Genomic DNA, 24,022 nt, shown 5'->3' on the forward strand with positions numbered 1-24,022 from the left:
TCTTAATTTTGTAAGTTCGGTTTAGTTCCACGGGCCCAACTTCAGTTCGCCTTCCCGGTGATGGCTAGCTTTTAGTTCGATCGCCCTTTTCCGACATAATTCGATCGACAAATTCGCAGCAATTTCATTAAGAATCATAAATCCCAAAACCTCATTGCCCAAACAGACCCTTTCTGTGCAAACCTAAAAAACAGCAGACACAATTTTATAAACTCTAATTACAGAACCCTCGCAACCAGTTATGCAAACTCTGCCGAACCCCACTAAAACCCTCACCACCGAACCAACCTTCGACACCACCATCAAACGCCGCAAAACCCGACCCGTCAAAGTCGGTAGCGTCACGATCGGCGGCGGCAACCCCGTCGTCGTACAATCAATGATTAACGAAGACACCCTCGACATCGACGGATCGGTCGCAGGAATACGGCGCTTGCACGAGATAGGCTGCGAAATCGTCCGCGTCACCGTGCCCAGCATGGCCCACGCCAAAGCCTTAGCCGAAATCAAGCAAAAACTGCACGCCACCTACCAACCCGTGCCCCTCGTCGCCGATGTCCACCACAACGGCATGAAAATTGCCCTGGAAGTCGCCAAACACGTAGACAAAGTGAGAATCAATCCCGGACTTTACGTGTTCGAGAAGCCGAAAGCCGACAGAAGCGAATACACCGACAGCGAATTCGCCGAAATTGGCGAAAAAATCCGCGAAACCCTGGAACCTCTGGTAATTTCCCTGCGCGACCAAGGCAAAGCTTTGCGAATCGGCGTCAATCACGGTTCCCTCGCCGAACGGATGCTGTTTACCTACGGCGACACGCCCGAAGGCATGGTAGAGTCTGCCCTGGAATTCATCAAAATTTGCGAATCCCTCGACTTCCGAAATATCGTACTTTCCCTGAAAGCCTCCCGCGCACCGGTGATGGTTGCTGCTTACCGCTTGATGGTGCACCGGATGGACGAACTCGGCATGGATTACCCGCTACATTTGGGCGTCACGGAAGCAGGAGACGGCGAATACGGCCGCATCAAATCCACCGCAGGCCTGGCACCGCTGCTGACTGACGGCATCGGCGACACCATCCGCGTCTCGCTGACAGAGGCGCCAGAAAAGGAGATTCCCGTTTGCTACAGCATTCTGCAAGCCTTGGGACTGCGGAAAACGATGGTTGAGTATGTCGCTTGTCCTTCCTGCGGTCGCACTTTGTTTAATTTAGAGGAAGTGTTACACCAAGTGAGAGAGGCGACGAAGCATCTCACCGGTTTGGATATTGCAGTAATGGGCTGTATTGTCAATGGCCCAGGAGAAATGGCTGATGCTGATTACGGGTACGTCGGGAAGCAACCGGGTTATATCTCGCTTTACCGGGGCCGGGAAGAAATTAAGAAGGTGCCGGAAGACCGAGGCGTGGCAGAATTGATTGATTTGATTAAATCGGACGATCGCTGGGTTGATCCTTAGCCGCCGAATAACAGGCTTTCGGGCCTGTTCCACAAAACATCAAGCTTCTTGTGGGGACGAGGGGTTGGCGTTCTAGCCCGCCCGAAGAACAGGCTTTCGGGCCTGTTCCACAAAAAAAAGATCAAGCTTATTGTGGGCCGTTGCTTCTAGCCCGCCCTGAATAGAACTAGGCAAAGTGGGATAATATATGTACGCCAAACGCGAGCGGGCCTTGCCTGTGTTAGATTGAGCGTAATTATTCTGAACTCTTTTCCTCCCGCGCGTCAGACAAATGGTTATAACAAAACGAGGGCTTGTTCTAAGTGCAGCAGCAGTGGTACTCACTGCTGCAACTCTTGCGAACACTGGTTGCAGTTCTAAATCTCTGGCTTCTTTTCGGGGAAGCCCTAAAGAGTTAGTTGATGAAGTTTGGCAGATTATTGACAAAAGTTATGTGGATGGCACTTTTAACCAGGTTGACTGGAAAGCGGTGCGGAATGATTATTTGAACCGGACTTATACCAGCGACGACGAAGCTTACAAAGCAATTCGGGAAATGCTGAAGAAGCTGGACGATCCTTATACGCGGTTTATGGACCCTCAAGAGTTCAAGAATATGCAGGTTGAAACTTCTGGGGAACTGACAGGAGTTGGGATTCAGTTGACTCAAGATGAGGAAACCAAAAAGTTGGTGGTGATTTCGCCGATCGAAGATACCCCTGCTTTTACTGCTGGTATTTTGGCAAAAGATATCATTACTAAGATTGACGGCAAGAGCACAGAAGGCATGGATACGAATCAGGCGGTAAGTTTGATTCGCGGCCAGGCGAATACTGAGGTGACGCTGACTATTTTGCGGGGAAGCAAGGAATTAGATTTTAAGCTGAAACGCGCTAAAATTGAAATTCATCCTGTGCGGAAGTCGGTGCAGAAAACTCCCATCGGAGAAGTCGGCTATATTCGCTTAAATCAGTTCAGTGCGAATGCTGCATCGGAAATGCGATCGGCAATTAAGGATTTGGAACAGAAAAAGGTGACGGGCTATATTTTAGACTTGCGTTCCAATCCCGGCGGGTTGCTGTACGGAAGTATTGAAATTGCTCGGATGTGGCTCAAAGAAGGTACGATCGTCTCGACAGTCGATCGAGTCGGTGAGGCCGATAAACAAACTGCAAATAAGGCAGAGCTCACAGACAAACCGTTAGTTGTACTGGTAGACGGCGGTTCAGCAAGTGCTAGCGAGATTCTATCCGGTGCTTTGCAAGACAACAAACGCGCGGTTTTGGTCGGAACAAAGACGTTTGGTAAAGGTTTAGTTCAGTCAGTACGCGGCGTGGGAAATGGTGCCGGTTTGGCGGTGACAATTGCCAAGTATTTTACTCCCAAGGGCACTGATATCAACAAGACCGGGATTGAACCGGATTTTAAGGTAGAACTCACCGACGCTCAAAAACAGGAATTGAGGCGCGATCGCGATAAAATTGCTACGACTGCCGATCCGCAGTACGCGAAAGCTATGGAAGTTTTGACAAAGCAAGTTACTGGTAAAACCGGGAACAATAAGGCTGAGGCGAAACCGAATGCTGCGCCACCTAAACCGAATGCGGCGCAAGCAAAACCGAGTGCAGCGCCTTCTAAATCTAAGTAGAAAACCTGTGTAGGGTTTCAGTTTAAAAAAGCATTCGGGGGAAGATTTACGGCTAAAAGCCAAGATTTTCAACTCGAATGCTTCGCTATTTTTTGCCATGCGTCATTGCGACTCACGTTAGCTTTCGCGATTCAGAGGAAAGCAATCGCAATCCGTCATTGCGGCTGGCATTTGCCGGCGCGAATTAATCCGATGCGGCGGGCAATGGCATCTTCGGCAGAATCGTAAGGGCCCCACTTTTCAATAATACTAGGGTTTTGTTGTTCGAGTTGGGCGATCCTCTGCGAGGGCTCCGCCAACGGCAAAATTTCGCAATTACCAGCAGGACGTTTGACAATATAAAATTGTGGTGTTTCTGTCATAGCTAAATTCGTAAAATAAAAGCTGGATACTAACTAAGCAATTCGCTCATTATATCAAATAAGGAAACAGCACTACCGTGTCCCAAGTGCGTCTTAGGATTAAACTCGCAGTCCTACAGTAGTTAAAACCCCTCACGGGCTGCGGATTTAACCGCCTGCAACTAATAAGAATTAAAAAAAACTAACACTTTTGGAAGATGGCACAATATTTATCTATTATCAAAATATAGACATTTGTCTAAACAGTGCATTAAACCATTTCAGAAGTGGCGAAATATTCTAATCAATACCAAAAAAACCATGCAATTTTTGCCCAAAACAATCCCCGAAATTCAACCAGAAATCCTACCAGTTAACGAATCACCGCCAGAACTTGTTACTTTCGATGTCGGCGGTATGAAATGTGCCGGCTGCGCGAAAGCTGTGGAACGCCAACTCATGCAGTATTCAGGCGTAATTTCAGCTTGCGTTAACTTGGCCGTAGAAGTCGCGACGGTTGAGTGTCAACCGGGGACTGTCGATGCAGAAGCTTTAGCGAAAAAGTTGACTGATAATGGATTTCCCTCTCAGTCTCGTTCAGGTGAAAATCAGCAGGAAGCAGAAGCGGCAACAATTGAACGGCGGCTGCAAGAAATTCGACAGCAAATCAAGCAATTGACGATCGCCCTGATCCTAATTATTCTATCCGGTTTAGGTCACGTACTCGGCACAAAAGCCCCAATTCTCAGCAATATTTGGTTTCACTGGGGACTCGCCACCCTAGCTTTGCTGGTACCGGGCCGCCCGATTATCGTTGACGGGTGCCGCAGTTTGTGGCGAAATGCACCCAACATGAATACTTTGGTAGCTTTAGGCGCTGTTACAGCTTACACCGCTAGCAATGCGGCGCTGCTGTTCCCACGGATGGGATGGGAGTGCTTTTTTGATGAACCGGTGATGCTGCTGGGCTTTATTTTGTTGGGCAAAACTCTGGAACAGCAAGCCAGACGGCGCGCTGCATCAGCTTTGCAAGCTTTAATCGCATTGCAACCGGCGAAAGCCCGCTTAGTTGATTTTAAACTCCCGAGTTTAGATTTGCGATCGCAAGAATTGCCTTTAAACTCGACATCAGAGGTCTACGATCCACAATATATTGAAATTCCCGCCGATCGCGTCCGAGTCGGAGAATGGCTGCAAGTTTTGCCCGGGGAAAAAATACCAGTAGACGGTGAAGTCTGCGAAGGCAAAACAACGATAGATGAGTCGATGCTGACTGGCGAATCAATGCCGGTTTTGAAGCAACCAGGAGATACAGTGGCGGCGGGAACTATCAATAAATCCGGGGCAGTTGTGATGCGCGCAACTCGCACCGGTAAGGAAACAACTGTAGCTCAAATGGTGGCTTTGGTGCAGGCAGCCCAAACTCGCAAAGCGCCGATTCAAAATTTAGCTGATACTGTCGCGGGATATTTTGTGTATGGGGTAATGGCGATATCGGTTTTAACTTTCCTATTTTGGTATTTTGCCGGCACTCATATTTGGCCTTCTGTGCTTTTAGGACACGGGGCAATGAATATGGGACACGAGGCAATGAATATGGGAAATGAATTGCCAATTATTCATTATCAATCGCCTTTGCTGTTAAGTTTGAAATTGGCGATCGCAGTTTTAGTCATTGCTTGTCCTTGCGCTTTGGGACTGGCTACCCCAACAGCAATTTTAGTGGGTTCTGGCATCGGGGCGGAGCGCGGCCTTTTAATTCGCGGTGGTGATGTTTTAGAACGGGTGCATCAATTAGATACGGTGGTTTTTGACAAGACTGGCACTCTGACAACCGGAAATCTCACACTCACAGATTATTTGCCGATTTTCCAGAATTCTGAGTTGGGTTTGAACTCGGATATTAATCTGGGAAACAGGCAAGATGTTGCTTCCACAATTGATGATGTTTCTGGCAACAGGCAAGATGCCTGTTCCACAATTGATGGAGTTTCTGGCAACAGGCAAGATGCCTGTTCCACAATTGATGGAGTTTCTGGAGACAAACAAGATGTTTGTTCCACAATTGATGGAGTTTCTGGCAGGGTTGACTCAAAACTGCTGCAAATTGCGGCGGCGGTGGAAAGGGGGGCTTGTCATCCCATCGCCGCAGCGATTTTGCTGGAAGCTCAACAGCAAGGTTTGCCACTGCTGGCTGCTGAGGATTTCTACACGGAACCGGGATTCGGGGTTTCTGCTTTGGTGGAAGGCCGCCGGGTGTTCGCGGGGAATGCTGAGTGGATGAGCCAGCAGGGGGTCGCTGTGGCTGCGGAATTGTCGGGGTCTTGCAAAGGCAAAACGGCGGTTTACGTGGCTTCTGGGGGCGTTTTGCTGGGGGTAATCGGGCTAAAAGATACTCTGAGGCCGGATGCTAAGGCGACGGTGGAACGTTTGCGGGGCATGGGATTGCGGGTGATGATGCTGACGGGGGATACGGCGTCTGCGGCGGCGGCGACGGCGCAGCAGCTAGGTTTGGCGACGGCTGACGTTTTTGCCGAAGTGCGCCCGGATGGGAAGGCGAGGACGATCGCCAGTTTGCAAGCCCAAGGCTGTAAAGTGGCTGTGGTGGGAGATGGTATCAATGATGCGCCGGCTTTGGCTCAAGCTGATGTCGGTATCGGTTTGCACTGTGGCACTGATGTCGCGGTTGAGACGGCTCAAATTGTGTTGATGCGAAATGCTTTGATGGATGTTGTTGAGTCGATCAAGCTGGGGCGCGCTACTTTTAATAAGATTCGCCAAAATTTATTCTGGGCTTTTGCTTACAATACTCTGGGAATTCCGGTTGCAGCGGGTATCTTGCTGCCTGCAACCGGAATTCTACTCAGTCCTGCGGCGGCCGGAGCATTTATGGCGTTTAGTTCTGTTAGCGTGGTTACAAATTCTTTGTTTTTGCGCCGGGGATTTCGAGCTTAAATTTAGGGATTGCAGATAAAAGTCGGAGGTCATCTATCATTAGCGAGAAACTAATGATAGATGACCTCATCCCAATACGGATACCAGCCCCTCACTCACACCAGGAGTCGATAGCCCATAAGTTTCGACGTTAGTTAGAAGATCCTGATTCAATGCGAGAGTCAATCTAAAATCTACAATCTAAAATCGACTGATCGATCGCTAGAGTGCCATACTTTCCAAGAGTCGCCAGTTATTGTTGTTCATAATTGAACGACTCACTAGCTCGAACATTTGACGGCAGTGGTTATTGGTTTGCAGCGGTAGTTCCTCGTTTTTAATCACGAAGTTCATGCGAACCTCTGAGTCGCTGGCCGTGTTTTTCTCAATTAGGACTTCTGCAGTGACAAGTTTAGCAATCGAAACTTGACCTGGAAGCTCGCGAGCCATGACGGAATCTCCTGTATTGTAGATAATATCAAGATTGCATGACTCTAAAATTTCAATCAGGGATTGACGGAGACGGTCGATCGGAACGGCAACGATAAAAAAACCAGTATAGCGAGCCATAAAAAACTCCAGCCGTGAGGCATTTAGACTTTATTATCATACCGAACCTAGAACAGATGAACAGAACAATATGGATTTATTTTATTTAGATGGAAAGTTAGGGCAATGAAGGGCAAACTTATCGTATTTGAGGGGGTAGAAGGTGCGGGTAAAACTACGCAAATGCAGCGCTTGATACAGTTCCTGCAAGCAAGTTACTTTTTGACAGTCCGCTTGGTGGCTACTCGCGAACCGGGGGGTACTGAGTTGGGAAGGGGACTGCGACATTTGTTGCTGAAACAAGATGGGGGCGAATCTGTATCCGATCGAGCAGAATTACTCATGTATGCTGCCGATCGCGCTCAACACGTCGAAACTTTTCTCAAACCCGAGTTATCGAAGGGAACGATTGTTTTATGCGATCGCTTTACTGATTCTACGATCGCTTATCAGGGCTACGGCCGCGGTCTTAACTTAAATTTAATTAAGCAGTTGAATGACATTGCCACCGGCGGCTTGGAAAGCGATCTGACTTTGTGGCTGGATATTAATGTGGAGGCGGGTTTGGCGAGGGTAAAGGCTAGGGGAGAGCGCGATCGGATCGAGCAAGCTGATTTGAAGTTTCACCACCTTGTGCAGCAAGGTTTTGCGGAGTTAGCCGAGTCAAATAAATCTCGAATTGTCCGCATAAATGGCGATCGGCCTGAATATGAAGTCGCTCAGGAAATTCAAACTATTGTAACTCGTAGGTTAGAAGCTTGGGGATATTTAAATAATACCAATTCTGAAAATAAGCTTACATAGATAGCCAGAAACCGGGTTTTTTACGAAATATTTGCTAAAAATCCTCAACTTCGAGGAAAAACCCGGTTTCTTCGTTGTAACTAACTCACCATAGGGTAGTGATCAGGGCAAAATTCTTGAATAGGTAGTCATTACATTCAGCGCCCCTGACGCACCCTACAATAACTTCCTTCTGTCAACTGAATACTGTCAACTATCAACCCTTCGACTGCGCTCTTCGGGCAAGCTGTCAACTGTCAACTGTCAACTGTCAACTGTCAACTGTCAACTGTCAACTATCAACTGTCAACTGTCAACTATCAACTGTCAACTGTCAACTATCAACTGTCAACTATCAACTGTCAACTGTCACATGGATTATTTCACATCATTAATCGGACAAGAGCGACCAGTAGAATTGCTAACACAAGCAGTCGAGCAAAACCGAATTGCTCCTGGTTATTTATTCGTCGGCTCTAACGGCATCGGCAAAAGTTTAGCTGCTCAGTGTTTCATCGAGCTTTTATTCTCAGCCAATCTTCCCGAAACCAGACTCATAGCCTCTGTACAAAATCGCGTGCAGCAGCGCAATCATCCAGACTTACTTTGGGTAGAACCAACTTATATGAACCAAGGCAAACGGCTTACACCAAAGGAAGCAGAGGAAGCCGGTTTAAAGCGGAAAGCACCACCACAAATTCGTTTAGAACAAGTTCGAGAAATTGGTAATTTTCTCAGCCGACCGCCACTAGAAGCGGCGCGTTCTATCGTAGTTTTGGAACAAGCAGAAACAATGGGTGAGGGAGCCGCTAACGGCTTATTGAAGACATTGGAAGAACCGGGAAAAGCAGCGCTAATTTTAATTGCTCCGACAGTGGAAAATTTGCTACCAACTTTGATTTCCCGTTGTCAAAAAATCCAATTTTCTCGGCTGAATCCCGAAGCAATGGCACAAGTTTTACAGCAAGCGGGATTCGCGGATATTTTGGATCATTCCGAGGTACTGGGGATGGCTCAGGGCAGTCCTGGGGAGGCAATTGCTATTTGGCAGCAACTGCAATCAATACCCGATGATTTGCTGCAAAAGGTGAAGCAGTTGCCTCAAAATCTGCTGTCTGCTTTGGAATTGGCCAAGGAAATTGATAAAACTTTAGATACTGAATCTCAGTTGTGGTTGATCGATTATTTACAACACTGTTACTGGCAGCAATTTTTGGCAGGGGGAATTAGTCGATCGCCCTTAGAACCCTTGGAAAAAGCACGACAATATTTGCTAAACTACGTACAACCGCGATTAGTTTGGGAATGCACACTAATGGGAATATGTCAAGCATAATTTAGTGCCAAGTTTTATCCCAATACGATGAATAACACAATGGAAAAAGCCACATTTGCCGCCGGTTGTTTTTGGGGAGTGGAACACAAGTTTCGCGCCGTTGCGGGTGTCGTCTCGACTGCTGCGGGCTACACAGGAGGTCACTGGCCGAATCCCTGCTACCTGGATGTTTGCGCCAGAGTCACTGGTCACGCTGAATCTGTGCTCTTGGAGTACGATCGATCGCAGGTGAGTTACGAAGCACTGCTAGATGTATTCTGGAACTGTCACGATCCAACCCAAATCAATCGCCAAGGCCCCGACAGAGGCGAACAGTACAGGTCTGTGATTTTTTATCACAATTGGGAACAAGAAAAAGCCGCTCGCGCATCCAAACAAAAATTGCAAATTTCCGGTAAATACGACAAAGATATTGCCACCGAAATCAAACCTGCTGCTGAATTTTATATGGCAGAGGATTACCACCAGCAATATATTGAGAAGAAGCGAGATTCGTCAAAAGTTATTAGTTAACAAGTAGGCAGACGCGACCAAAAATAAAAGATATTAGGGGCGGCTAAGGCAATAATATATACTAGCCACAGTTTATTATTAATGCAAAACCCGGTCTCCCCCAAGCCATGTTTATTTCCACCTACTCAGTAATAAATCATTAGTGATGAGATAGTGTTTGGTAGGAGCAATCCCCCCCCGTGGTAAGCCTATGCGATGGGGATGCGAGACAAATTTCAGCTTTGACGCTAAAAGAATATAGATGCGGGGCGGTTCAGTTGACAGTTGACAGTTGACAGTTGACCGCAAGATAGCGACCTCTACCTGGAAGGAAGAGGATTGGAGTAATGAATAGTCTTCTTTTAATTTCTCCCGCTTATGGGTTCCGGCTTTAAACCAATTTTTTTTGGTAATCGCAGTCTGAGGAGGATTGATAGCGTTTTAAACAGATTGTTACGCAAGTCATAATATTATAAAAATGCTGTAGTAGTTGGGGACGTAAAACCCAAACAATTTTGCAATAAATCCTAAATGAAGATCGGGAATTTATGTTTAAATTCTATTGACGTAATCCCAGTTTTTGCATCTATAATTGTAGTCATTAGTCAGCAATTATTAGTCATTAGTCAGATGACAGGAGGAAAAGGGAAGAATATCTACTTTTGCAGTCTTGCCTGTTTATTTGCTAAGCTAGAGGTGGCGCTCTGTCATCAATAAACCTTAGATTTATGCACAGGTTATTAACTGGGAAACTGCGAATAGAGTATTTAACAATACCGATCGCTAATCTTCCAGCAAATTTATCCGCTACTAAAATTGTACAGCTTACTGACTTTCACTATGACGGGGTTCGGCTGTCGGAATGGTTGCTAGAAGAGGCGATTGCGGCGGCAAATGAAGCCGAACCAGACATGATTTTTTTAACTGGTGACTTTATTACCTACGATCCCGCACCTATTTACGGCTTAGTGCAGCGATTGAAAAACTTGCAAAGTCGAGTAGGAATTTACGCGGTTTTGGGCAATCACGACCACTATTGGCCGGGGGCAAAAAAAGAGGTTGCTAATGCTTTAAATAGCGTTGGGATTCGGGTTTTGTACAACGAAGCAATCTATCCCTTGGGGTCAGAATTGGCTTTAGTTGGGTTGGCAGATTTTTGGTCGGGCGATTTTGCGCCTCAACCTGTAATGGCATCAATAAATCCCGCGATTCCTCGGATTGTATTGTCTCACAATCCTGATACTGCTGAAAAGCTGCAAAATTGGCGGATTGATTTGCAGTTGTCTGGGCATACTCACGGCGGCCAAATTGTTATTCCCGGTATCGGGCCTTTGTACGCTTGGGTCAGAAAAATTGGCTATTTGATTCCTCAACCAATCCGAAAGTTGATTCCTTTTCTGTCGGCTGGCGATCGAGTAGTTACTCACTGGGAATGGGCTAGCGGTTTGCATCAGGTGGGGAGTAATTTGCTGTACGTGAATCGGGGTTTGGGAACTTATTCGCCGGGAAGGCTATTTTGTCCCCCGGAGGTGACAGTAATTACTTTGGTTTGTCAAGATACGTAAAGGCTGGTTTAGGGTGCATACTTTCCCGATAATAAATAATATAGCAGAGGGCAGAAGCAAGAAGGAGCTTCGGCTTCGCGAGTGGGTAAAAAAAGGAATTGGGTACAATTTCTATTATTATTAGCTGGCTTCTCCAAAGCGATAGCCTCTGCCGTAGACTGTGTGAATTAGCACAGATTCGCCCGGTGCTTCTATTTTGCGGCGCAGCAGGCGAATTTGAGCTGCTAATACATTGCTGCTGGGTTTTTCTGCTTCACTCCACAAATACTGGTGGATTTGTTCGTGTGTTAGCAATTGACCGGGATGGCGCATTAAGTATTCTAATAACTGACATTCTTTTTCTGATAAATCAATTGTGCGATCGCCCCGATAAGCTAATTGATTGTCGTAGTCTAGCTGTAAATCTGCAACTTGCAGCCGCCCGACAGCAACCTCGGCATCAAAAGTAGGAGGCCGCCGCAGTAATGCGCGGACTCTGGCTAGCAGTTCTCGCAGTTCAAAAGGTTTGACTAAATAGTCGTCTGCACCGGCGTCGAGTCCTTGTACGCGATCGTCTACGGTATCTTTGGCGGTGAGAAATAGCACTGGCGTACTCCGTCCTTGCGATCGCAACTTCTGGCAAATTGCTAGTCCGGTTTGTGTCGGCAGCATCCAATCCAAAATTAGCAAATCGTAATTGCCCTGCATGGCTAAATTGCTGCCACTTTCTCCATCGAATGCCACATCAACGATATAACCTTCGCGGGTTAAAACTCGACTCAAAGGGTCAGTCAATTCAACTTCATCATCAACTAAAAGAATCCGCATCCTGATTTCATATTTGAGACTTGAAATTTGAGATCTCAAGTTAAGTAAACTGATTTGTGCTAAATTTTCAAGTGGGCAATACTTTCCGATTCGCTGCAAGCTGCTGCTACCCATTCCTGGATTGCAGGCAAGGCAAAAATCGCATCCGCATAAGCTTTTGCTACTGAATCTAATTTGACTCCGTAGGTGACCAAACGCATCACAACTGGGGCAAACATAGCATCAACAACTGTGAATTTTCCGAACAACATATTGCCGCCTGTTCCGAATTTTTGACGGCATTCGCGCCAAATGCTAAAGATGCGATCGATCTCTGCTTCTACACCGGGAGTCATCCCTTCTCCCGGATAGCGGTTGCGGCAGTCCATCGGCATATTTTGGCGCAAATTTTGGAACCCCGCGTGTATTTCGGCGCAGATGGAACGGGCGATCGCCCGTTCCGCTACATCTGTCGGCCACAAATGGTGCGCGTAGCGATCGGCAACGTATTCGCAAATTGCTAAAGATTCCCACACTTTCAAGTCGCCGTCGATTAAAACTGGCACTTTTCCCGAGGGAGAATAGCGCCGAATTTCTTCATGCGTTGTAGGCCAGTCTAAGGCGATTCTCACCTCGGCAAATTCCAGTCCAGCTTGTTTCATCGCCAGCCAAGCGCGCAGCGACCAAGAGGAATAATTTTTGTTGCCGATTACCAGAGTCAATTTGGTCATAATGTAGCTGTTAGCTATTTGCAATCGCCCGTGCAATTTTAAGTTTTAGATTTGAATACACAAAGACGTGAGACTGAATGACGATCCTCGAAGAGGATCGCCCAGTTCTCTGCACCAGCCTCTGCAAGCATTTTACATTAACAGCCTCCCAGCGTTCCGCGTTTTTCTGCAAACGGCGATCGGGGGGCTTGATCGAACACACCTGATTTGGCATTGAATGATCTGTGTCGGTCGAGTTTGACATCGTTAGCGGTAGGTACGGCTACTGTATAATCCATTTCCTCGGCCTCTACACCACGGCCTGAGAGGATTTCATCTACTGTAATTTTCAGGGAATCCGGGTCTACACTGTGAAATTCTCCGTCAAATTCTTGACTCTCAAACTCTTGATTGTTTTCCATACTGACCGCCCTTGAAAAAACTGACTAAATATAATATATACCCAAACAAAGGATCGAGCACTACCCGAAATTTATTTTTCGTTATGAACTCTATGTGTTATTCTGAGTTTGGTAAAAGCTGTTTCTGCTTGTACCGCGATTGCCACCTTCCCCAATTAAGAAATTTACCCTCTAAGAATTGACATGATTACTGTTGCACTTCCCAAAGGCGGATTGTTAGGAGATAGTATTCGGCTGTTTAAATCGGTTGGATTAGACTTCAGTGCTTTTCTCGATTCCTCTAACCGACAACTTCAAATTTATGACCCGACAGGCACTGCCAAAGCTTTGCTAGTAAGGACGCATGATGTACCTGTTTATGTGGAATACGGTCAAGCAGATTTGGGGATTGCTGGCTATGATGTTTTGCGGGAAAAAAAGCCGAAAGTGGCCAATTTAATTGATTTAAAATTTGGGAAATGTCGGCTGTCGGTGGCGGTGAAGGAATCTAGTTCTTATCGACGAACTGTGGATTTGCCTCCTCACGGTAGAGTTGCTTCTAAGTTCGTACACTGTGCAAGGGAATATTTTCACAATTTGAATTTGCCGGTGGAAATTGTGCCACTTTACGGTTCTGTGGAGTTAGGGCCGATTACGGGTATGTCGGAGGCCATTGTGGATTTGGTTTCGACTGGCAAAACTTTGCGAGAAAATGGTTTGGTGGAAATTGATGTTTTGTTTGAAAGTTCAGCTTATTTAATCGGTCATCCTCTGAGTTACCGTTTGAATACGGGGGGGGTTAATGAGTTGATCGGGAAGTTGAGAGAGCAAGTTTTGACGACTGTTTGATGCTAACTCCAATTAGAGTAGACTTATTGGATAAATCTTTCATTCATAGGGAAAGCACAGACGCAACGCAGATACAATGCACGATAGTTAGCGACTTTTTTAAGAGATCTAAACTATTGTGGGGTGGGCTTCTAGCCCGCCCTAAAAGTTAAATCTTTCTGAGCTGGTATTTGCAGGTAGAAAACCTAGTTTTTCCTGGCAACGGTTTATATAAAAACTGACGACTGTATCGGCAGGGTTTTGTTCGATTAGTTGCTGAAAATATCCCAAGGCGGCGACAAATCTTTCGGATTGCCATCCTTGAATTCCTTTGTCAAATAAAACCTGGGTAAGCTGCTTTGCTTCAGAGTCGGGACTGGAGGCAGCCCAGATTTCGTAGATTTCAATAGCTTGCTGCTTGCCGCGGGGGATTACTCGATCGATCCAGCGATAGTAATAATTGTTGCTGGGCAAAGGGGAGTCAGCAGCAGTCGCCCCAGAAGTAGAAATAATACTCTCCTGTGTGTCCACTTCCAAGTCGCACTTTAATAATAGACTTTCTTTTGAGTGGGAGTTGGAACTTATGCCATTTAGAAATTCTCTCGCATGAACAATGGCATTTTCGCTAACAATAATTTGGCAGCCGTATATTTTAGTTAAATTTTCTAACCGAGAAGCTGTATTTACCACATCGCCGATGACTGTAGAGTCCATGCGGCGATCGGAACCCAAAGTGCCGATCATGCCGATACCTGTGTTAATTCCCGTACCAATATTGACTGGAGATTCTAAATTGTATTGGTGGCGACTGGCATTAAATTCTTGCAAAGTTTCTTGCATTGCTACTGCGGCTTCGATCGCATCCATAGCGTGAGAATTCGGCCTGTCAAATACTGCCATGATTGCATCGCCTAGGTATTTATCAATAAACCCGGCGTGAGACGTTATGCACTCGTTCATTTTAGTAAAAAAAGCGTTTAACCATTCAAAGGTTTCGCGTGCGGCTTGAGATTCTGCGATCGTAGTAAACCCGCGAATGTCGCAAAACAAAATAGTCAACTCTTCTTGTGTGACATTGCCCAACTGAATAGATTCTATTCCCTGTGGCGCAATTCGTCCGAGAAGTTGCTCTGGCACAAATAGCTGAAATTTTTCTGAAAGATATTCGTTGGCTTCCCAAGCTGCGGCGATTTGGCGTTTGCTTTGCTCTTTTACCTGCTGGTGGAATTGGGAAGTTACAGCTTGCGATCGCATTTGACTCAACTGCAAAATATTTTCCACTTTTGCCAGCAACAAACGACTGTTAAAAGGCTTTGTTAAATAATCATCGGCCATCATTTCTAACCCTTTGATGCGAGACATATCGTCAGCGAGGGCAGTTAAAAAAATCACTGGTACAGTTTGCAATGCCGTATCCTTCCGCAGGATATCGCACACATCAAAACCGTCCATATCCGGCATCATAATATCTAATAAAATTAAATCGGGTCGAGAGGCGCGGGCGAGGGAGAGCGCTTCATCGCCAGATGGCGCCGATACTGTGGCGTATCCATTCAGGTGCAATAACTCTTCCAGTAAAATCAGATTAGCTGGCTCGTCATCAACCAACATGATGCAGGGCGACTTGTTTGACATGGAATATGATATATATTGAATTTAGCTGTGGACTGGCGCGTGTAGATGCTCGAAACCTGGTTGATTCGTGTATTTCTGGTTATTAAATTCGATATTTTTCTTAGGAACCGGGTTTCGGAGGCAAGTGTACGCAAGTCCTATAGATATTTATCTACTATTGAGTTTAACCTTTCTGGTTATAACCTGTAATCAATGGCCGTGCTGGAACTGCAAATAATTATTGTTAGCTGAGAAAAGAACGGATAGTAGCGATCGCCAAATTCAGATCCAGCGGCTTGCTCAAATAAGCCGAAGCGCCAGCTTCCAAACATCGATCGCGATCGCCGGCCATCGCCATCGCCGTCACCGCAATCATCGGTATCGAATCCCATACAGGATCTGCCTTAACTCGCCGCATCAACTCAAAGCCGTCAACATCCGGCAATTGAATGTCCATCAAAATCAAATCCGGCAGCAACTCCGGCGCAGTAGAGGCAGCAAGGATACGATCGACCATCGCCTTCCCATCCGCGAGAATCTCTACCCCGAACCCCTCCAATTCCATCACCTCCGAAATTAACATTTGGTTAAAAGGCTGGTCTTCGACAACCAAAATTTGCTTGCTGCCAAGTGGTAATGCGATCGCAGAAGCAGGAACTAACTTGGTATCCAAAGCACAAGAAGCAAAGTTTCCCAACTGTTGACGCATCTCCGTCAACGGCAGCAAAACGCGGAAAAGACTTCCCCGATCGCAAACCGATTGAAAAGAAACAGTTCCCCCGTGCAATTCTGCCAGACGCTTAGTTAAAGCCAAACCCAAACCTGTACCTTCATGCCGCCGAGTCAGGGAAGAATCCACCTGTTGAAAAGGTCGAAATAGCAAGTGCCAGCGGTCTTGAGGAATGCCGATGCCGGAGTCTTGTACCTCAAAACAAAAATAAGGAGTGCTGGCATTTATAGGAGAACAATCCGGCCGGTAGTCGCCGTTTATTTCACTGCCGTAGACTAGACGCCCGCTGAGTTTAACTTGTCCCTGTTCGGGGGTAAATTTGATGGCATTGGAAAGTAAATTAATCACAATTTGTCGCACTCGCCGTTCGTCGAGCCAAACTTTAGTAATGCGATAGTCGAGTTCTAAAGATAAAGCTATCCGCTTTTTTTCTGCCCGTGGCTGCATCATCTTCAGACAGTCTGTCGCGAGTTCTTGAACGCGAACAGGCTGTAAGTTTAGTTCTATTTTCCCCGCTTCAATTTTAGAAAGATCGAGAATATCGTTGATTAGCTGCAACAAGTGCTGGCCGCTTTTTTCGATCAATTCTACATAGTTGATTTGTCGATCGCTCAACTGTCCGGCTGTTTGCCGCAGCAGCAAGTCAGAAAAGCCGAGAATGCTGTTGAGAGGCGTCCGCAATTCGTGGGACATGGAGGCCAAAAACTCCGATTTTAACTGAGAAGAATACTCTAATTGTTCGTTAACTTGGCGCAGGTTTTCTTGTGTCTGAGCCCGCTCGATCGCCGCCCCCAGTGTCCGACAAGCAGCCGAGAGCACTTCTTGGTGGACGGAGGCTTGCAGTTTTTTGACGTTGCGGGACTCCAGCGTCAGGACTCCGATAATCGTGCCGTCGGTAGATGCGATCGGAAAAATGCCCAGTTGTCCGATTCCCGGATGGCGAAATTCCGGCACGGCATTGGGATGTTGGGCATAATCCTCGACAAACAAAGGTTTACCAGTTTTCACCACTTCCCACAGCAAACCTGTGCCGTAGGGAATACCTTTGTCGAGCAATTCTTGCATTCCTGCGGCGACTGGTTCCCCGTAACTAGCCAGAAATTGAGTAGAAACTTGGTTGTAAATCGCCGTCGCTTGCCGGTCATTTCCCTTGCCACTAATCACTTTCACGTCTCCGAAAGCTGCATTCATTGCCTCTACAAGATAGGTGAGGGCAAACTGACCTATTTCTTGCAAACTGTCAGAGTTTTGCAGCCGTTCCGTTAAACCTAACAGAAATGTCAGCCGCCGGACTTCTGCGTTCAAGCTAGCTTGGGAGTTTTGGTATACCGTAACGTCTCGAAAGGTAAACAGCCGTCCGCCGCTGTTGGTAATTGTGGCGCACACCTCCAAACAAACCCCATTGGATTGCTCGAAATAAAATGATAAACTTTCATCCTGAGATTTTTCCAGTGCTTGCTGAAACTGTTGCCACTGCTGAACGGACAAGTAACCCCGATCGACAATTTCCGCAAACAGCAAGTGGCACTTCGGCTTTGTTTCCAGCCATTCTGGGGACAGTTCCCAGATTCCGGCCAATTTTTTGTTAAACAAAACTAAGCAGTCAGACGAGTCGAACAGAGCGATCGCATTGTCTACTTGATTGAGAATCAGTTCTTGGTCTGCCCTCAACTGCTGCCAGTCTCTCTCCATTTTTTCTGTGTCTGTAGCTCTTAGTTTTGTTGTCATAACTTTCTAGGGATATGGCAAGAGTTGTTTGATAACTCTTTACTTAATGTTACATAATTTTAAGTTTTTGGGCAGTGAGAGCGATCTATCTGCCTTGTGATCTGAGACACTTGCTGGTTTCGGAGGGCGATCGGAGCAACCTTTGAACTGCATCGGCTACACTGCTTAATCATGAGGCAATAAGGATGGAAAGCATTATGACAGAAGCACAATTTTTCAATAACAATGCTGTCGAAGTTGATGGCATCTGACTTGAAACTATTGTGCCCAACCCTGTGTTCAATTGACCTATAATAAAAACTAATCTTTGTGATAATAAAAGAGCATATTTCAAAATGCAATAACCAAAGCACAGGGGATTTAAGCCCCCACCTTTAGGTGGATTGTTTTTAGGCAGGGGCTTAAATCCCCTGCCTAAAAACTTCGCACTCCGAAGTCAACCCTTCGACAAGCTCAGGGCAAGCTGTCAACTGTCAACTGTCAACTGTTAAGACCTTACCCTTAAACTGTATTAGCAATAACTTGGTTATTTCGATTAACTGGTCAAGCAAATATTGCATTCAATAAAACAGGGGTAAGGTGCGCCCTAAGCACGCGAAGGAAGTGCTCTCGTTTTGGGTGGCATCGGTATTGTTCAAATGTTCAAACAGTCAGTTTTCCCGCAACCATAATTTTAGTCAACAGTCAACAGTCATCTCGCTCGTGCAACAGGAATTGATATGATATCAGTTTCAAAAAAGCAACTGTAGACCCGTGTTTCCAACCCATACACAATCAGTTATTCCCACTTCTTTGATCTAAAATAGTTCGACTGAGGGCTCACGCCGAAGTCGAAAATCTACAATGGTATGAGTTATTACGATCGCACTTATGAGTAAGGTGTGCAGTGCACACCCTACAAATGTGAGTTAGAGCGTAAGTATTGTTAATGTTTCTTAGGATTTTTCGGAAAAGGAATGCCCAAACTTTCGTGAAAAACAAGCTGAGTTTTATAAGTCAAGCGCCGGTTGACTTGTTTGATGATTTTTTCCAAAAGCGCATCGCCGGTTTTTTCTATTAAAGGTTGAGACATTGATCGAATAAACTTGGGAAAGCAAACTCCCACAGCCAAATCCAGCTTCCACGTAGCACTGGTAATCGCAGGCGGCAGCTTAGCACGTTCCGCACTCGGCCAATCGGCGGCAAACTCCTGAGACGGTATCTCCACTAGCTTCATTGCCGATCGAAAATCCACTTCATACCCAGGCGAGGTATAATCCGGAACCGGAATAGTTTTAATCAAATAGCAGCCTTCAGTGTCAGGCGGCAGCAACTCTAAACCAATTCTCGCTTCAACACGGTAGCCGAAAGCCCCAAAACGCCCGATTAATAAATCGTAGCCGTTTTCGCCGAGCGGCTGGGCCTTCATCGGCGAAGCGCACTGGCAAAACCAAGTCTTGTGGTTGTTCAAATGCTTCGCCACCGTCTCCGCATCGGCGTACATCTCCATGCTGTCTTCAAAATGCGTGTGAAACCAAATCGGCTCAACTTCCTCTCCTGCATCCGCGCTTCCACTTTCGGGCTGTCGGAAACTCGCATCTGGGTAGTAATTTTCGTCAGAAGCTTCAAAAGTTTGATATTCAGCGGAATCTTGCTTCATCCTATACTCTCCTGTAATACGCACCGATCGATCCGGTTGGGGATGTGTTAAGGGAGTTTCCTCCCTACAATTGAGAAATTGATAGTAACAAAACTTACCCTAGTTCAGCATAACTCGACTTATGAAAGCATTTGTAGCAGGAGCCACAGGTCAGACTGGCCGCCGCATCGTCGCAGAATTGGTCAAGCGAGGTATTCCCGTGCGCGCCTTAGTCCGAAATCTAGAGACAGCTAGACAAATTTTACCACCGGAGGCTGAGTTAGTGACTGGGGATGTATTAAATGCGACTTCCCTGGGCGATGCCATCGGCGACAGTACGGTATTGCTGTGCGCGACAGGGGCGGCCCCTGGTTTTGACCCGACAGCGCCTTACAAGGTGGATTTTGAAGGTACTAAAAATTTGGTGGAGGCAGCTAAGGCTAAGGGAATTGAGCATTTTGTGCTTGTGACTTCTCTGTGCGTCTCTCAGTTTTTTCACCCGCTGAATTTGTTCTGGCTGATTCTGGTTTGGAAAAAGCAAGCCGAGGAGTATTTGCAAAAAAGTGGCTTGATTTATACCATTGTCCGTCCGGGCGGTCTCAAAAATGAGGATAATTCAGATGCGATCGTCATGACTGGTGCGGACAAAATGTTTGAGAGCAGCATTCCCCGCACCAAGGTAGCCCAAGTGTGCGTGGAGGCGCTGTTTCAGCCGACTTCTCGCAACAAGGTTGTGGAAATTGTGGCGAAGTCGGAGGCTCCGCAAAAAAGTTTTGAGGAGTTGTTTGCCAGTGTGATTTGATTGAATTAGCGTCGCTTGGGTTCGGTGCGTCAGACTAAAAACACTTTGATTTGGATCTGATATCAAATCCGTTAGCATCGGAATAGTAAATTCGAGTTCACTGTTGACTGTTGACGGTTGACTGTTCACTCTCAACAGTCAACCGTCAACATCATGTATGAGTGTAACCGGAAATGATATGAGATGTTGCACCATTGTCAAGAACAGGCAAGATGCCTGTTCCACAACAAAAAGTGCATTTTCTTGTGGGGTGGGCATCCTGGCCGCCCAAAAAAGGCTTATCGAGAATGGTGCAATATGTGATTTGGGTCAAAGATTTGGGCTGACGCACCCTACAACAATTTTCCGATCGCCAAATCTGGCAAAATCTTAATAGTTTTACGATTCGCCGTTGAAATTTCTCTCTTCTAGCATGAAAACTCTCAAGTGGCCAGCTTGGTTCCCCTATCCGATTTCGTGGTTAAGGGCATTTGCTCTCGCTCTGAGTTTTAGTTTTGTCCTTCGCAGGGGCATTCCTTTTGTCAGCGACGATATCGGCTTTCTGACTCTACTGCTGGCGGCTTGGCTGATTCAGTTGCCTGTGTTTTTTGTTTTTCATTTGTTCGCCGTCAAAATCTTAAATCCCTTACTAATTATGCTGCCGGGGCGCTTTCGCGTTGCGCGCAAGTTCAAGCGCAGGCACACTGGTATTCGATCGCACTTGCGAGAAGGCTTGAATGCTGTTGTAGTGATTTTTTTTGCCTTTAATCTGTCGCTGTTGGTGCAACTTGCGATTTTTTATTGGCCAGCGCGCTCGATCGATCCGGCTCAGTTACTAACAGGAATATCTACTCTGACAAATGTTGCCATAGCCGGTGAATTCGATTTCTGGTTGAGCAAATTGGCGGGAGTTTTATCGAGTTTAACGCTGTTAGCCGCGCCGCTATATCAATATGATTTTCGGGTGCGCCGGATGCGGGTGGCTCGAAAATGGGTTGAAATTTCGGAAATGGAAATGACTTGGCTAGAAGCTGAGAAATTGGGCCGTCGAAAAAGAGGTTTGCTGAGGCGATCAGAGATTCAAATCCTCGGATTTATACTTTTAATCGGCGCTGTGATTGGCAGCGGTGTTTTTTTGGTTGACAGTTTGCGGGGAAATCAGCAGTTGTCGCAGTCGGTAAGCGGGGTGGGAAAATTGCCGCCGCTGGCTATGAAAACCGGCGATCCTTACATTCGGGCACTGATGCGTACTATTTCTGCTAGCGAGTCGAATGTTTCTCGCCCTTATCACGTTGTTTACGGTGGCAAATATATATTAGATTTGAGCCGCCATCCTGACTGGTGCGTGAAGATTGTTAATGGCCCGAATCGAGGCAAGTGTACTACGGCAGCGGGCAGGTATCAATTTCTGACTACGACTTGGAAGGAGAAGGCTAAGCGCTATCAGGCGCGTCGTGCTAATTTTTTATTCTGGGAAGATTACAGTTTTAAACCAGAAGATCAGGATGCTGTGGTTTATGCTTGGTTGAGCGATCGCAAGTTTTGGAAAGCTGATATTTCTGAGATGTTGCGGCAGGAAAGATTAACTGAGGTATTGCAGATGCTTTCGGGAACTTGGACGAGTTTGGGATATGGAATTGAGAACAATTCTATGAGTTCTCGTTTGCCGAAAGTCTACCGGGAAATGCTGCGGGAAGAATTGGCAAATGCTGGTTCTTAGGGAGTTAACTGTTGGCTGTTGACGGTTGACTGTTGACGGTTGACTGTTGACGGTTGGCTGTTGGCTGATGACTACTTCAATTTTGGTAAAAATGCTGTCAAACATTTGTACAATTCTAATCCCGGCCCAGCTTGCAGCGGATCAAGCTTGTCGAAATTAATCGGGTTTCCCGGTGCTAATTTCCACTGGGTTTGCTGTGCTGTTTTTGGGGAAATTTCGATCGCTACCGTGATGTTAATAATGTTGTTGTGCTGGGGGATTCCCCGGAAGCAGTAACTTTTGCCAGTGCGTTTGTCTGAATAGCTGCCGGTGATGTATCTGTCTTGTTTGCGAAATTGGATTTCTCTGAAAGGTCGATCGATCGCAAAGGAGTCTCGGTAGCGGTAGTCTCCGTCGGGCAAGCTTTCGACAGTCGGTCTGATTTGACTTATAACTGTTGCTGGACTAAGAGTTAGCATCATTGATCCGCGTTCCTCTTGTGAAATCGGTGATTTTGCTGCCTGGTGGCTGAGTCGCTGTGGGCGATCGGCTGAAACAAACGCGCGCCGTGTAACAAATTAATAAAAGCTGTTAAGCAGTTTAAGTTGATCCCTAGCTATCGTGAATAATTATTTCATGGTTTCATCTCTGTTACCTATCTGAGTAATAATAGAAACATACAGCAAGCCGTGAGAAATTTTACGGGCGCATATTTAGGGATTAATTGACGATACTGCGAGGATACTGCTATGTTTTCCGTGACCCGAGAAACAAAAAATTTAGGGCGGGTTGAAACCGGAGATTCCCAACGGCGAGGCTCTTTCACCTCTGCGTCTAAAAGTACCCGTATTCTCCGATCGCGAGTTTACAAAGATGAGGCTTTGGTGTCGGCCGCGCTAGCGGGACTGCCAGCTCTTTTGGCATCCCTCGAAAGCTTTCGCGAGGAGTAGAACCTGGCATTTTCTCTTGCTATATTTGGCACTTGGAGGTTGGTGATAGCGGCTGTCAACCAAGCAGGGGCTGTTTTGATTGCACCTAAAACCCTCCTCGATTTGAGTATAGTTTTGCTGTGCTGAAGTATTCCGGGACGCAGAAACCTGGTTGTTTATACAAAAACATTTTTACAGCCCTTTGTTATGGTATGAAAAATGGTATAAAAACCCGGTTTCTTGGTTTGTGTCCGTAAGTCTTGTGTTAACAAAATTTATTTGTGAGTGTCATCGGGTGCGATCGATGCCTCTTGGGAGGAACGGCTTAACATAGAGTCGTGCAGGTGTTCGTTGTGCTGCCTTTCTTGAGCCATTAATTCTCTGGCTTTTTCTTCAGCAATTCCCTCCCCATGTGTTTCTAGCTCGTGGGAGGAACGGTTGAGCATAGATTCGTGCAAGTGTTCGCTATGCTGCCTTTCTCGTGCAATTAGTTGTCTAGCTTTTTCTTCGGCGTTCATGAGTAATTTCTCCAATTGCTTGTTAGAACCGATTCTTATATTAAGATGCCACAATTTGAGGGTAAATGTAGCAAGATTAACAGAATATTTAACAAAAATTTGTATTGTATGATCAAAATTTGAGTCTGCTGGCGGTGGTATAGAGATCGGTGGTTGCCGAGCTAATTATTGCCAGACGCCGGAAAAGATATTCTTGACTGCGATCGCAATTCGATTTAAGTCTTCCTTCAGCAGCGGTGGCCAAGAAACTCCTCTGCGGAGTCCAGCTTCAAATTGCTGCAAACCTTCTACTGACAGTAAATGTAGTGCCGAGATTAATTGTCGATCGAGCATTGGAGATTCTTGCAGCCCTTCAAACAATATTTTTAAAGCTAATAAAATCGATGTCACCTGTCCGGGTACGGGCGGTTGACCTTGTTTGAGACGCATCAGGAAGGCGTCGGGATTTTTCTTGGTTTCCAGGGCGGTTCCTTGGTCGATCAGAAAACTGCGGGCTGTTTTGTAATCCATTTGACGTGCGATCGATCTCCTGCAATTAATTAGCTGGCATTATATCACTTTTTGTCGCCCTCAATTTGGTAATATATTTCC

Annotated in this window: 22 protein-coding genes; 11 read left to right on the forward strand and 11 right to left on the reverse strand. The window is 46.3% G+C overall.

Annotation, left to right across the window (positions count from 1 at the left end):
* Window positions 1-241: 241 nt before the first annotated feature.
* On the forward strand, window positions 242-1,462 hold the full coding sequence (gene ispG / locus QUA58_RS05200; protein WP_333393239.1) for a (E)-4-hydroxy-3-methylbut-2-enyl-diphosphate synthase: 1,221 nt from the start codon (window positions 242-244) through the stop codon (window positions 1,460-1,462).
* A 271-nt stretch (window positions 1,463-1,733) separates the two neighbouring features.
* A complete protein-coding gene (ctpC, locus tag QUA58_RS05205; protein WP_333393240.1) occupies window positions 1,734-3,089 on the forward strand; it encodes a carboxyl-terminal processing protease CtpC in 1,356 nt (451 codons plus the stop codon).
* Window positions 3,090-3,244: 155 nt separating this feature from the next.
* Here the strand turns inward: ctpC and QUA58_RS05210 are convergent, their stop codons facing one another.
* Complete coding sequence (locus QUA58_RS05210; RefSeq protein ID WP_333393241.1) at window positions 3,245-3,451, reverse strand: DDE transposase family protein; 207 nt, start codon at window positions 3,449-3,451, stop codon at window positions 3,245-3,247.
* Between the two features lie 300 nt (window positions 3,452-3,751).
* Here QUA58_RS05210 and QUA58_RS05215 point away from each other — a divergent pair, with 300 nt between their 5' ends.
* The gene (locus QUA58_RS05215; protein ID WP_333393242.1) at window positions 3,752-6,385 is read left to right on the forward strand and encodes a heavy metal translocating P-type ATPase; all 2,634 of its coding nucleotides are present in this window, start codon (window positions 3,752-3,754) and stop codon (window positions 6,383-6,385) included.
* A 201-nt stretch (window positions 6,386-6,586) separates the two neighbouring features.
* On the opposite strand, the gene QUA58_RS05220 is transcribed toward QUA58_RS05215, so the two are convergent.
* Window positions 6,587-6,934 (reverse strand): hypothetical protein, encoded by a 348-nt coding sequence (locus tag QUA58_RS05220; RefSeq protein ID WP_190659999.1) that lies wholly within the window; start codon window positions 6,932-6,934, stop codon window positions 6,587-6,589.
* Window positions 6,935-7,039: 105 nt separating this feature from the next.
* Between QUA58_RS05220 and tmk the strand changes: the two genes are divergently transcribed.
* The 4 genes from tmk to QUA58_RS05240 all read left to right on the forward strand — a co-directional run bounded on the left by tmk (window position 7,040) and on the right by QUA58_RS05240 (window position 11,089).
* Complete coding sequence (gene tmk, locus QUA58_RS05225; RefSeq protein WP_333248743.1) at window positions 7,040-7,717, forward strand: dTMP kinase; 678 nt, start codon at window positions 7,040-7,042, stop codon at window positions 7,715-7,717.
* Between the two features lie 352 nt (window positions 7,718-8,069).
* Window positions 8,070-9,032 carry a DNA polymerase III subunit delta' gene (locus tag QUA58_RS05230; protein WP_333248741.1) on the forward strand — a complete coding sequence of 321 codons (963 nt, stop codon included), beginning with the start codon at window positions 8,070-8,072 and terminating at the stop codon, window positions 9,030-9,032.
* Window positions 9,033-9,071: 39 nt separating this feature from the next.
* The gene (msrA, locus tag QUA58_RS05235; RefSeq protein WP_333393243.1) at window positions 9,072-9,545 is read left to right on the forward strand and encodes a peptide-methionine (S)-S-oxide reductase MsrA; all 474 of its coding nucleotides are present in this window, start codon (window positions 9,072-9,074) and stop codon (window positions 9,543-9,545) included.
* Between the two features lie 707 nt (window positions 9,546-10,252).
* Window positions 10,253-11,089: a metallophosphoesterase gene (locus tag QUA58_RS05240; RefSeq protein WP_333248739.1), complete on the forward strand. Its 837-nt coding sequence runs from the start codon at window positions 10,253-10,255 to the stop codon at window positions 11,087-11,089.
* Window positions 11,090-11,209: 120 nt separating this feature from the next.
* Here the strand turns inward: QUA58_RS05240 and rppA are convergent, their stop codons facing one another.
* From rppA to QUA58_RS05255, 3 genes are all read right to left on the reverse strand, one after another.
* Entirely contained in the window at window positions 11,210-11,896 is a 687-nt protein-coding gene (gene rppA, locus QUA58_RS05245; RefSeq protein WP_333248737.1) for a two-component system response regulator RppA, read from the reverse strand.
* Window positions 11,897-11,955: 59 nt separating this feature from the next.
* On the reverse strand, window positions 11,956-12,606 hold the full coding sequence (locus QUA58_RS05250; protein ID WP_333393244.1) for a glutathione S-transferase family protein: 651 nt from the start codon (window positions 12,604-12,606) through the stop codon (window positions 11,956-11,958).
* A 137-nt stretch (window positions 12,607-12,743) separates the two neighbouring features.
* A complete protein-coding gene (locus QUA58_RS05255) occupies window positions 12,744-13,007 on the reverse strand; it encodes a hypothetical protein (RefSeq protein WP_333248732.1) in 264 nt (87 codons plus the stop codon).
* Window positions 13,008-13,190: 183 nt separating this feature from the next.
* On the opposite strand from QUA58_RS05255, the gene hisG reads away from it, so the two are divergent.
* Window positions 13,191-13,835 (forward strand): ATP phosphoribosyltransferase, encoded by a 645-nt coding sequence (hisG, locus tag QUA58_RS05260; protein WP_006633153.1) that lies wholly within the window; start codon window positions 13,191-13,193, stop codon window positions 13,833-13,835.
* Window positions 13,836-13,976: 141 nt separating this feature from the next.
* On the opposite strand, the gene QUA58_RS05265 is transcribed toward hisG, so the two are convergent.
* The 3 genes from QUA58_RS05265 to QUA58_RS05275 form a co-directional block, all read right to left on the reverse strand.
* On the reverse strand, window positions 13,977-15,449 hold the full coding sequence (locus QUA58_RS05265) for a response regulator (protein ID WP_333393245.1): 1,473 nt from the start codon (window positions 15,447-15,449) through the stop codon (window positions 13,977-13,979).
* Window positions 15,450-15,672: 223 nt separating this feature from the next.
* Complete coding sequence (locus tag QUA58_RS05270) at window positions 15,673-17,886, reverse strand: ATP-binding protein (RefSeq protein WP_333393246.1); 2,214 nt, start codon at window positions 17,884-17,886, stop codon at window positions 15,673-15,675.
* A gap of 925 nt (window positions 17,887-18,811) precedes the next feature.
* Window positions 18,812-19,525, reverse strand: coding sequence for a DUF1997 domain-containing protein (locus QUA58_RS05275; RefSeq protein WP_333393247.1), 714 nt, complete (start codon window positions 19,523-19,525; stop codon window positions 18,812-18,814).
* Window positions 19,526-19,646: 121 nt separating this feature from the next.
* Here QUA58_RS05275 and QUA58_RS05280 point away from each other — a divergent pair, with 121 nt between their 5' ends.
* Together QUA58_RS05280 and QUA58_RS05285 are read left to right on the forward strand one after the other, a co-directional pair.
* Window positions 19,647-20,306: an NAD(P)H-binding protein gene (locus QUA58_RS05280; protein ID WP_333393248.1), complete on the forward strand. Its 660-nt coding sequence runs from the start codon at window positions 19,647-19,649 to the stop codon at window positions 20,304-20,306.
* 412 nt (window positions 20,307-20,718) lie between these two features.
* The gene (locus QUA58_RS05285; protein WP_333393249.1) at window positions 20,719-22,005 is read left to right on the forward strand and encodes a glycoside hydrolase family protein; all 1,287 of its coding nucleotides are present in this window, start codon (window positions 20,719-20,721) and stop codon (window positions 22,003-22,005) included.
* 71 nt (window positions 22,006-22,076) lie between these two features.
* Here QUA58_RS05285 and QUA58_RS05290 read toward each other — a convergent pair whose 3' ends face one another.
* Window positions 22,077-22,466 (reverse strand): hypothetical protein, encoded by a 390-nt coding sequence (locus QUA58_RS05290; RefSeq protein WP_333393250.1) that lies wholly within the window; start codon window positions 22,464-22,466, stop codon window positions 22,077-22,079.
* A gap of 267 nt (window positions 22,467-22,733) precedes the next feature.
* On the opposite strand from QUA58_RS05290, the gene QUA58_RS05295 reads away from it, so the two are divergent.
* The gene (locus QUA58_RS05295; RefSeq protein ID WP_333248715.1) at window positions 22,734-22,934 is read left to right on the forward strand and encodes a hypothetical protein; all 201 of its coding nucleotides are present in this window, start codon (window positions 22,734-22,736) and stop codon (window positions 22,932-22,934) included.
* 254 nt (window positions 22,935-23,188) lie between these two features.
* Here the strand turns inward: QUA58_RS05295 and QUA58_RS05300 are convergent, their stop codons facing one another.
* Window positions 23,189-23,431: a hypothetical protein gene (locus QUA58_RS05300; RefSeq protein ID WP_333248713.1), complete on the reverse strand. Its 243-nt coding sequence runs from the start codon at window positions 23,429-23,431 to the stop codon at window positions 23,189-23,191.
* Between the two features lie 165 nt (window positions 23,432-23,596).
* A complete protein-coding gene (locus tag QUA58_RS05305) occupies window positions 23,597-23,941 on the reverse strand; it encodes a hypothetical protein (RefSeq protein WP_015174589.1) in 345 nt (114 codons plus the stop codon).
* Window positions 23,942-24,022 lie beyond the last annotated feature (81 nt).

The sequence above is a fragment of the Microcoleus sp. N9_A1 genome (assembly GCF_036701795.1).
Classification (GTDB): domain Bacteria; phylum Cyanobacteriota; class Cyanobacteriia; order Cyanobacteriales; family Microcoleaceae; genus Microcoleus.

Excerpts from the sequence above, each read along its gene's own strand:
- ispG (WP_333393239.1), top strand. The coding sequence starts at position 242 with ATGCAAACTCTGCCGAACCCCACTAAAACCCTCACCACCGAACCAACC.
- ctpC (WP_333393240.1), top strand. The coding sequence starts at position 1,734 with ATGGTTATAACAAAACGAGGGCTTGTTCTAAGTGCAGCAGCAGTGGTA.
- QUA58_RS05210 (WP_333393241.1), bottom strand. The coding sequence starts at position 3,451 with ATGACAGAAACACCACAATTTTATATTGTCAAACGTCCTGCTGGTAAT.
- QUA58_RS05215 (WP_333393242.1), top strand. The coding sequence starts at position 3,752 with ATGCAATTTTTGCCCAAAACAATCCCCGAAATTCAACCAGAAATCCTA.
- QUA58_RS05220 (WP_190659999.1), bottom strand. The coding sequence starts at position 6,934 with ATGGCTCGCTATACTGGTTTTTTTATCGTTGCCGTTCCGATCGACCGT.
- tmk (WP_333248743.1), top strand. The coding sequence starts at position 7,040 with ATGAAGGGCAAACTTATCGTATTTGAGGGGGTAGAAGGTGCGGGTAAA.
- QUA58_RS05230 (WP_333248741.1), top strand. The coding sequence starts at position 8,070 with ATGGATTATTTCACATCATTAATCGGACAAGAGCGACCAGTAGAATTG.
- msrA (WP_333393243.1), top strand. The coding sequence starts at position 9,072 with ATGGAAAAAGCCACATTTGCCGCCGGTTGTTTTTGGGGAGTGGAACAC.
- QUA58_RS05240 (WP_333248739.1), top strand. The coding sequence starts at position 10,253 with ATGCACAGGTTATTAACTGGGAAACTGCGAATAGAGTATTTAACAATA.
- rppA (WP_333248737.1), bottom strand. The coding sequence starts at position 11,896 with ATGCGGATTCTTTTAGTTGATGATGAAGTTGAATTGACTGACCCTTTG.
- QUA58_RS05250 (WP_333393244.1), bottom strand. The coding sequence starts at position 12,606 with ATGACCAAATTGACTCTGGTAATCGGCAACAAAAATTATTCCTCTTGG.
- QUA58_RS05255 (WP_333248732.1), bottom strand. The coding sequence starts at position 13,007 with ATGGAAAACAATCAAGAGTTTGAGAGTCAAGAATTTGACGGAGAATTT.
- hisG (WP_006633153.1), top strand. The coding sequence starts at position 13,191 with ATGATTACTGTTGCACTTCCCAAAGGCGGATTGTTAGGAGATAGTATT.
- QUA58_RS05265 (WP_333393245.1), bottom strand. The coding sequence starts at position 15,449 with ATGTCAAACAAGTCGCCCTGCATCATGTTGGTTGATGACGAGCCAGCT.
- QUA58_RS05270 (WP_333393246.1), bottom strand. The coding sequence starts at position 17,886 with ATGACAACAAAACTAAGAGCTACAGACACAGAAAAAATGGAGAGAGAC.
- QUA58_RS05275 (WP_333393247.1), bottom strand. The coding sequence starts at position 19,525 with ATGAAGCAAGATTCCGCTGAATATCAAACTTTTGAAGCTTCTGACGAA.
- QUA58_RS05280 (WP_333393248.1), top strand. The coding sequence starts at position 19,647 with ATGAAAGCATTTGTAGCAGGAGCCACAGGTCAGACTGGCCGCCGCATC.
- QUA58_RS05285 (WP_333393249.1), top strand. The coding sequence starts at position 20,719 with ATGAAAACTCTCAAGTGGCCAGCTTGGTTCCCCTATCCGATTTCGTGG.
- QUA58_RS05290 (WP_333393250.1), bottom strand. The coding sequence starts at position 22,466 with ATGATGCTAACTCTTAGTCCAGCAACAGTTATAAGTCAAATCAGACCG.
- QUA58_RS05295 (WP_333248715.1), top strand. The coding sequence starts at position 22,734 with ATGTTTTCCGTGACCCGAGAAACAAAAAATTTAGGGCGGGTTGAAACC.
- QUA58_RS05300 (WP_333248713.1), bottom strand. The coding sequence starts at position 23,431 with ATGAACGCCGAAGAAAAAGCTAGACAACTAATTGCACGAGAAAGGCAG.
- QUA58_RS05305 (WP_015174589.1), bottom strand. The coding sequence starts at position 23,941 with ATGGATTACAAAACAGCCCGCAGTTTTCTGATCGACCAAGGAACCGCC.